Origin of the sequence: Streptomyces sp. ADI95-17 (assembly GCF_003846175.1) — a bacterium.
Classification (GTDB): Bacteria; Actinomycetota; Actinomycetes; order Streptomycetales; family Streptomycetaceae; genus Streptomyces; species Streptomyces sanglieri.
This window is the reverse complement of the sequence record NZ_ML123044.1, coordinates 639,527-647,375: the sequence shown is the minus strand read 5'-3', so window position 1 is coordinate 647,375 and position 7,849 is coordinate 639,527. Positions and strand designations below refer to the sequence as shown.

At 69.5% G+C, this 7,849-nt stretch carries 7 protein-coding genes; 5 read left to right on the top strand and 2 right to left on the bottom strand.

Annotation, left to right across the window (positions count from 1 at the left end; translation table 11 throughout):
• Positions 1-444, bottom strand: a 444-nt coding sequence (locus tag EES42_RS02770; RefSeq protein WP_164495150.1) for a GntR family transcriptional regulator, incomplete at its 3' end; no start/stop codon positions are given.
• A 279-nt stretch (positions 445-723) separates the two neighbouring features.
• On the opposite strand from EES42_RS02770, the gene EES42_RS02765 reads away from it, so the two are divergent.
• The 4 genes from EES42_RS02765 to EES42_RS02750 all read left to right on the top strand — a co-directional run bounded on the left by EES42_RS02765 (position 724) and on the right by EES42_RS02750 (position 5,475).
• A complete protein-coding gene (locus tag EES42_RS02765) occupies positions 724-2,007 on the top strand; it encodes an extracellular solute-binding protein (RefSeq protein ID WP_124716474.1) in 1,284 nt (427 codons plus the stop codon).
• A gap of 98 nt (positions 2,008-2,105) precedes the next feature.
• Positions 2,106-3,098, top strand: a complete 993-nt coding sequence (locus EES42_RS02760) for a carbohydrate ABC transporter permease (protein ID WP_124716473.1) — start codon at positions 2,106-2,108, stop codon at positions 3,096-3,098.
• Entirely contained in the window at positions 3,095-3,925 is an 831-nt protein-coding gene (locus EES42_RS02755) for a carbohydrate ABC transporter permease (protein ID WP_124716472.1), read from the top strand. The genes EES42_RS02760 and EES42_RS02755 overlap by 4 nt, the downstream gene beginning before the upstream one ends.
• A gap of 8 nt (positions 3,926-3,933) precedes the next feature.
• Entirely contained in the window at positions 3,934-5,475 is a 1,542-nt protein-coding gene (locus tag EES42_RS02750) for a glycoside hydrolase family 3 protein (RefSeq protein WP_124716471.1), read from the top strand.
• 122 nt (positions 5,476-5,597) lie between these two features.
• Here the strand turns inward: EES42_RS02750 and nagB are convergent, their stop codons facing one another.
• Positions 5,598-6,383 (bottom strand): glucosamine-6-phosphate deaminase, encoded by a 786-nt coding sequence (gene nagB / locus EES42_RS02745; protein ID WP_124716470.1) that lies wholly within the window; start codon positions 6,381-6,383, stop codon positions 5,598-5,600.
• Positions 6,384-6,581: 198 nt separating this feature from the next.
• Here nagB and EES42_RS02740 point away from each other — a divergent pair, with 198 nt between their 5' ends.
• Positions 6,582-7,652 carry an SIS domain-containing protein gene (locus EES42_RS02740; RefSeq protein ID WP_124716469.1) on the top strand — a complete coding sequence of 357 codons (1,071 nt, stop codon included), beginning with the start codon at positions 6,582-6,584 and terminating at the stop codon, positions 7,650-7,652.
• Positions 7,653-7,849: the final 197 nt, after the last annotated feature.

The following is a 7,849-nucleotide window of genomic DNA, read 5'->3' as shown; positions in this document are numbered from 1 at the left end:
GCCGCTGGCGAGCCGCAGCCGCTCGATCCGCAGCACCCGGCCGCCCGCGGTGATGTCGAGCAGCCCCGCGAGGGTGTCGTCGGCCGTCACATAGCCGATGTCCAGCAGCTGGGACGTCGGCTCAAGACCCTGGGCGCGCATGTCCTCGGTGTACGAGGTCAGTTGCAGGGCCTGTGAGACCTTCGGCTTGGCCACGAAGGTGCCCTTGCCCTGGATGCGCTCCAGCCGGCCCTCGACGACCAGCTCCTGGAGCGCCTGGCGCACGGTGGTGCGCGAGGTGTCGAACTCGGCGGCCAGGGTCCGCTCCGGCGGCACGGGAGTGCCCGGCGGCATGGTGTCCGTCATGTCGAGCAGATGTCGCTTCAGCCGGTAGTACTTCGGGACGCGTGCCGTCCGTGTGGCCGCGCCCGTCTCGTTCTCCGTACTGCCCCCGTCGGCACCCATGGTCCGCCTTCCCGACGCTTGCGTTGCTGCCGTCACCGGCTCCTCCGTCTGTCGCGGCTCACATGGTGGCACGGTCCGGTCACGGCTGGTCGCCCTCCCTTAGGTGTCGGTCCTATAACGGACGCGAGTGCACTTCTTATACACCCTTGACACCCCTAAAGGTCTAGGCCAAGCTCCCCGTACTGGTCTAAACCATTAAAGACCAGGTCCAGCCCCAGCAGTACTCGTCGAATGTCTTCGCGGTGGGCGGGGTTGCAGTATCCCTGAGGAGGGTTTGGCGTGAAGCGCAAGCTCATCGCGGCGATCGGCGTCGCGGGCATGATGATCGGCCTCGCGGCGTGTGGGTCCGACGACGGCGGCGACAGTGGCAAGAAGGCCGGTCCGGACGCGTACAAGGGCCAGACCCTGACGGTGTGGACGATGTCCGGCTCGAACCCGGACGGGTGGACCAAGAAGGTCACCGAGGAGTTCGAGAAGAAGACCAAGGCCAAGCTGAAGATCGAGGTCCAGGACTGGAACGGCATTCAGCAGAAGGTCACCACCGCCCTCTCCGAGTCCAACCCGCCGGACGTCCTGGAGATCGGCAACACCCAGACCCCGGCGTACGCCAAGACCGGCGGTCTTGCCGAGCTCGGTGACCTGAAGAAGGAGATCGGCTCCGCCTGGGCCGACGGCGTCAACCAGCCCTCCATCTTCGACGGCAAGCAGTACGCCCTGCCGTGGTACGTGGGCAACCGCGTCGTCATGTACAACAAGAAGGTCTTCAAGGACGCCGGTATCACCGAGACGCCGAAGACCCGCGCCGACCTCTTCAAGGCCTTCGAGGCCATCGAGAAGAAGGGCGACGCCGAGCCGATCTACCTGCCCGGCCAGAACTGGTACTTCTTCGACGGCCTGCTCGTCGGCAAGGACGTTTCGCCGGTCAAGAAGGAAGGCGACAAGTACGTCTCCAACCTGGCCGACCCGAAGGTCGCCGAGGCCATGGACGTCTACAAGCAGTACCAGGCCTTCTCCAAGGCCCCCAAGGACAAGGACGAGGCCACCCCGCAGCAGGCCGAGGTCTTCGCCAAGGGCAAGACCGGCGCCATCATCGCCATGGGCTACGAGGCCGGCACCGCCATCAAGGCCAACCCGAAGCTCAAGGACGACATCGGCTTCTTCACCATCCCCGGTGAGACGGCCGACAAGCCCGAGGGCGTCTTCCTCGGCGGCTCCAACCTCGCCGTGGCCGCGGGCAGCAAGAACCAGGACCTGGCCAAGGAGTTCCTGAAGATCGCGCTCTCCGAGCAGAACGACGGCGCGCTCATCAAGGAGGCCGGCTGGTCTCCCAAGAACGACGCCATGCAGAAGTACACCGTCGGCCAGCCCGCCGCCGAGGCCGCCGGTCCGGCCGCCGCCAAGTCCGGTGGAACCACGCCGCTGATCCCGGAGTGGGCGCCGGTCGAGAACCCCCCGAACCCGATCAAGACCTACATGACGCTGGTCCTGCAGGGTAAGTCGCCCGCCGACGCCGCCAAGCAGGTCGAGGGCGAACTCAACAAGCGCCTCAGCCAGCAGCAGTAGTGCAGTAGCGCGTCCCGCGCCGGGGCGGCGGGTCCTGACCCGCCGCCCCGGCTGTACGCACCGATCCGTGTAGGGCTTTGTTGGAAGAGATGGCGAGCATGGCAGTGCAGACCGAACCCTCGGATGTGGCCAAGACGGCCGCAGTCCGCGGGCAGGACGGGAAACCACCCGTCGGGCAGCACGGGGGCAGCAAGCGGAAACTGGGCATCGGCGCAGCGCCGTACCTGTTGATGGTCCCCGCACTAGCGGTGACGGCGCTCTTCCTCGGGTATCCCCTGGTGAAGAACGTCCTGCTGTCGTTCCAGAACCTCAATATGGGACAGCTGATCCAGCATGTCACCGAGTGGAACGGCTTCAAGAACTACCAGGAGATCCTCACCGGTGAGGACTTCTGGAGAGTCACGCTCCGCACGATCGTGTTCACCGGCGTCAACGTCGTCCTGACCATGGTCTTCGGCACCCTGATCGGATTGCTGCTCGCCCGCCTCGGCAAGAGGATGCGGTTCACCCTGATGATCGGCCTGGTGCTCGCCTGGGCGATGCCGGTCGTGGCCGCGTCCACCGTGTTCCAGTGGCTGTTCGCCTCGCGCTTCGGCGTGGTCAACTACGTGCTGGACCACCTCGGCTGGCACTCGATGGCCGAGTACAACTGGACCGGATCGCAGTTCTCCACGTTCTTCGTGGTCACCCTGCTGATCGTCTGGCAGTCCATCCCGTTCGTGGCGATCAACCTGTACGCGGCGACCACGACGATCGCCAAGGAGCTGTACGAGGCCGCCTCGCTCGACGGCGCCGGCGTCTGGAAGAGCTTCACCTCGGTGACGTTCCCGTTCCTGCGGCCCTTCCTCTACGCCACGACCTTCCTCGAAGTCATCTGGATCTTCAAGGCGTTCCCGCAGATCTTCACTCTCAACGAGGGCGGCCCCAACCGCCTCACCGAGACGCTGCCGGTCTACGCCTTCGTCGAGGGCGTCGGCAACCAGCACTACGGCATGGGCGCGGCGATCTCGCTGCTGACCATCCTGATCATGCTGGGGCTGACCTCGTACTACCTCCGCATCGTTCTCAAGCAAGAGGAGGACGAGCTGTGAAGCGCTCACTGTTCGGCCGCATCTGGCCCAACGCGACGGCGATCATCCTCTTCGTCGGCCTGGTCTTCCCCGTCTACTGGATGTTCAGCACGGCGTTCAAGCCGACCGGCGACATCATCACCGAGAAGCCGGTCTGGTTCCCGACCGACGTCACGTTCGAGCACTTCAAGACGGCGTACCACGCACCGGACTTCCTGAAGCTGGTCGGGAACTCGCTCACCGTCACCCTGCTCGCCGTGACCTTCTCGCTGATCATCGCGCTCTTCGCGTCGTTCGCGCTGGCCCGGATGCGGTTCAAGGGCCGCAAGGGCCTGATCCTGGTCTTCATGATCGCCCAGATGGCGCCGTGGGAAGTCATGGTCATCGCGATCTACATGCTGGTCCGCGACGCGGACATGCTCAACAGCCTGGTCCCGCTGACGCTCTTCTACATGGTGATGGTCCTGCCCTTCACGGTCCTGACGCTTCGCGGTTACGTTGCCGCGGTGCCCAAGGAACTGGAGGAGTCCGCCATGGTCGACGGCTGCACCCGCCCGCAGGCGTTCGTCAAGGTGATCCTGCCGCTGCTCGCCCCCGGCCTGATGGCCACCTCGCTCTTCGGCTTCATCACCGCGTGGAACGAATTCCCCCTGGTCCTGATCCTCAACAAGGACCCCGAGGCCAAGACGCTCCCGCTCTGGCTCTCCCAGTTCCAGAGCCAGTTCGGCGACGACTGGGGCGCCACCATGGCGGCGGCCTCGATCTTCGCCATCCCGATCCTCATCCTGTTCGTCTTCCTGCAGCGCAAGGCCGTCAGCGGCCTCACCGACGGTGCCGTGAAGGGATAACACAGCCCATGACCACCCTCATATCCGCCACGGACACCGTCACCCGCGACGCGCTCGCCGTCCTGCAGCCCGGATTCACCGGCACCACCGCCCCGGACTGGGTGCTGCGCCGGGTCGACGAAGGGCTCGCCTCCGTCGCCCTGTTCGGCCGCAACATCCGCACGCCCGAGCAGGTCACCGCGCTCACCGCCCAGCTCAGGGCCGAGCGCGACGACCTCCTCGTCGCCATCGACGAGGAGGGCGGTGACGTCACCCGCCTGGAGGTGCGCACCGGCTCCTCGTTCCCCGGCAACCTCGCCCTCGGCCACGTCGACGACCTCGCCCTGACCCGCGCTGTCGCCCAGGAGCTCGGCCGCCGGCTCGCCGAGTGCGGCGTCAACCTCAACTGGGCGCCGTCCGCCGACGTCAACTCCAACCCGGGCAACCCGATCATCGGCGTACGGTCCTTCGGCGCCGACACCGCACTCGTGGCCCGGCACACCGCCGCGTACATCGAGGGCCTCCAGGCCGCCGGCGTCGCCGCCTGCACCAAGCACTTCCCGGGCCACGGCGACACCGCGATCGACTCGCACCACGCGATGCCGCGCATCGACGTGGACCTGGAGACCCTGCACGCCCGTGAGCTGGTTCCCTTCCGGGCCGCCATCGCGGCGGGCTCCAAGTGCGTGATGAGCGCGCACATCCTGCTGCCGGCGCTCGACCCGGACCGCCCCGCCACGGTGAGCCCGCGGATCCTCACCGGGCTGCTGCGCCAGGAGCTGGGCTACGACGGCCTGATCGTCACCGACGCCGTGGAGATGCAGGCCATCGCCGCGACGTACGGCATCGAGCAGGGCTCCGTCCTGGCGATCGCCGCGGGCGCCGACGCGCTCTGCGTCGGCGGCGGCCTGGAGGACGACGGCACGGTGCTCCGGCTGCGCGACGCGCTGGTCCGGGCGGTGCGCAGCGGTGAACTCCCCGAGGAGCGGCTCGCGGACGCCGCCGCACGGGTACGTGCCCTCGCGTCGTGGACGCAGGGGGCCAAGGGGGCCGGTTCGGGCCCGGGCGCGGCAACGCAGGAGGGGACCGCGCCCGGCACCGGAATCGGCTCCGACATCGGCCTGGTCGCCGCCCGCCGGGCAGTCCTGACGACCGGATCCGCCGCCCCGCTGACCGAGCCCGCGTACGTCGCCGCGTTCACCTCCGCGTCGAACATCGCCGTCGGCGACGAGACCCCCTGGGGTGTCGCCGCGGAGCTGGGCCGGCTGCTGCCGGGCACGGAGACCGACACGTACAGCAGCGAGACCGAGGCGCCCGCCACCGCGGTGCTGCGGGCGGCGGGGGAGCGGCGCATCGTCGTGGTGGTCCGCGACGTCCACCGCCACGCCTGGATGGGCGAGGCGCTCGACGCCCTGGTGGCCGAGCGCCCCGGCACGGTCGTCGTCGAGATGGGCGTACCGCAGGCGGCCCCCAGGGGCGCCCTGCACATCGCCACCCACGGCGCCGCCCGCGTCTGCGGTCTCGCGGCGGCGGAGATCGTCGTCAGGGGCACGGAGGGCACGGCGGTCTGAAGCACCGGGTGTGATGCGGGCGGGGGGCCGCGTCACACCCGTCCGCAGTCCTTGTGACGGCATACGAGAGGGCCGGGGCACCCACGCTGGGTGCCCCGGCCCTCTCGGTGTGTCCGGAAGCTCTACAGGCCCTGCCACGACGGCTTGGCCGCGTACGTGGCGCGGAAGTAGTCCGCCAGCTTCAGCTTCGACGCGGCGGCCTCGTCGACCACCACCGTCGCGTGCGGGTGCAGCTGGAGCGCCGAGGCGGGCACGACCGAGGCGACCGGCCCCTCCACCGTCAGCGCCACGGCGTCCGCCTTGCCCTCGCCGGTGGCGAGCAGGATCGGGTGGCGGGACTCCAGGATGGTGCCGATGCCCTGGGTGATCACGTGGTGCGGCACCTGCGATATGTCGTTGTCGAAGAAGCGCGCGTTGTCGATCCGGGTCTGCTCGGTGAGCGTCTTGATCCGGGTACGGGAGGCGAGCGAGGAGCACGGCTCGTTGAAGCCGATGTGCCCGTCGGTGCCGATGCCGAGGAGCTGGAGGTCCACGCCGCCGGCCTCGGCAAGCGCGCTGTCGTACGCCAGGCAGGCCGCCCGGACGTCCTCGGCGGAGCCGTCGGGGCCCATGAAGGACGCCTCGGACAGGCCGAGCGGTTCGACGACCTCGCGCAGCACCACCGAGCGGTAGGACTCGGGGTGGCCCGCGGGCAGCCCGACGTACTCGTCGAGCTGGCAGATGCGCGCCCGCGAGGCGTCGACGGCGCCGGAGCGGACCTTGGCCGCCAGCGCCTGGTAGATGGGCAGCGGGGTCGATCCGGTGGCAACGCCGAGAAGTGCGTCGGGCTTGCGGCTCAGCAGGGCACCGATGGCCTCCGCGATGAGTTCGCCGCCTGCCTTGGCGTCCGGGACGATGACAACTTCCACGCTGGGCCTGCCGATCTGAAGAGTGGAGTCAGGTGGTATAGACCAATAGGGTTCCAATCTAGCAGAACCCGGTAACGCGGGCACGGCCGGACGCACCCGGGCCGGCCGCGGTCCGCTGGCGGCCGTCCGGGGCCCCGTGGTCGACTGGTCCGAACGGTGTTGCCGACGCACCGGTGTCGCCGCTGGGAGGCGTTCGACATGTCCGCCACTTCTCCGGCCGAGGAGAGCGAGCAGCCGGGCCGGATCATGGCCGGCGAGATGGCCGAGCAGCCCGCGATGCTGCGGCGCATCCTCGACGAGGGTGCCCCCAGGATCCGTGAGACGGCCGCCGGGATCGCGGCGAGGAAGCCGCGCTTCGTCCTGCTCACCGCCCGGGGCACCTCGGACAACGCCGCGCTGTACGCCAAGTACCTGCTGGAGATCCGGCTCGGCCTGCCCTGCGGCCTGGCGTCGATGTCGACCACCACCGCGTACGGTGCCAGGCCCGACCTCCGGAACGTCCTGGTCATCACCGTCAGCCAGTCCGGCGGCTCGCCCGACCTGGTGGCCTCGACCAGGGCGGCGCGCGAGGCCGGTGCGATCACCCTCGCGGTCACCAACAACCGGGACTCGCCGCTGGCCGCCGTCTCCGAGCACCACATCGACATCCTGGCCGGCCCGGAGAAGGCCCTGCCGGCCACCAAGACGTACACCGCCTCGCTGCTGTCCCTCTACCTCTTCGTGGAGGGGCTGGCCGGCGGCGACGGCGCGGCCGCCGAGGTCCTGCCGCAGCGGGCCGGGGAGATCCTGGCCCGCAGGGCCGAGGTCAAGGCCCTGGCCTCGCGCTACCGGTTCGCCGAACGCATGGTCATCACCTCGCGCGGCTACGGCTATCCGACCGCCAAGGAGGCCGCCCTGAAGCTGATGGAGACCAGCTACATCCCGGCGCTCTCGTACTCGGGCGCCGATCTGCTGCACGGCCCGCTCGCCATGGTCGACAACATCTCCCCGGTGATCGCCGTGGTCACCGACGGCCGGGGCGGCGAGGCGCTCCAGCCCGTACTGGACCGGCTGCGCGGCCGCGGCGCGGACCTCTTCGTGGTCGGCCCGAAGGCGCAGGTCGAGGCGGCCTCCGCGGGCTTCGTGCTGCCGACCGCCGGGGTGGCCGAGGAGGTCCAGCCGGTGCTGGAGATCCTGCCGCTGCAGATGCTGGCGTACGAGGTGACGATCGCCCGCGGTCAGGACCCGGACGCGCCGCGCGCGCTGGCCAAGGTCACCGAGACCCGCTGAACGGCCCCCGGGAACACCCGCGGGCCACGGCGCCGGGACGGGACCCTCAGCCCGTCCGGCACCGCAGCCCGGAGTAAGACCGGCCGTCACGGCCGGTCGGTCCGGCCGGCGGTGTGCGGTGCCCCCGGCCGGGGGAGAGGTACCGACGCGGTCAGGGCAGAGAGCGCGGTACCTCGATCCGCCCTCCTGTGCGGGGA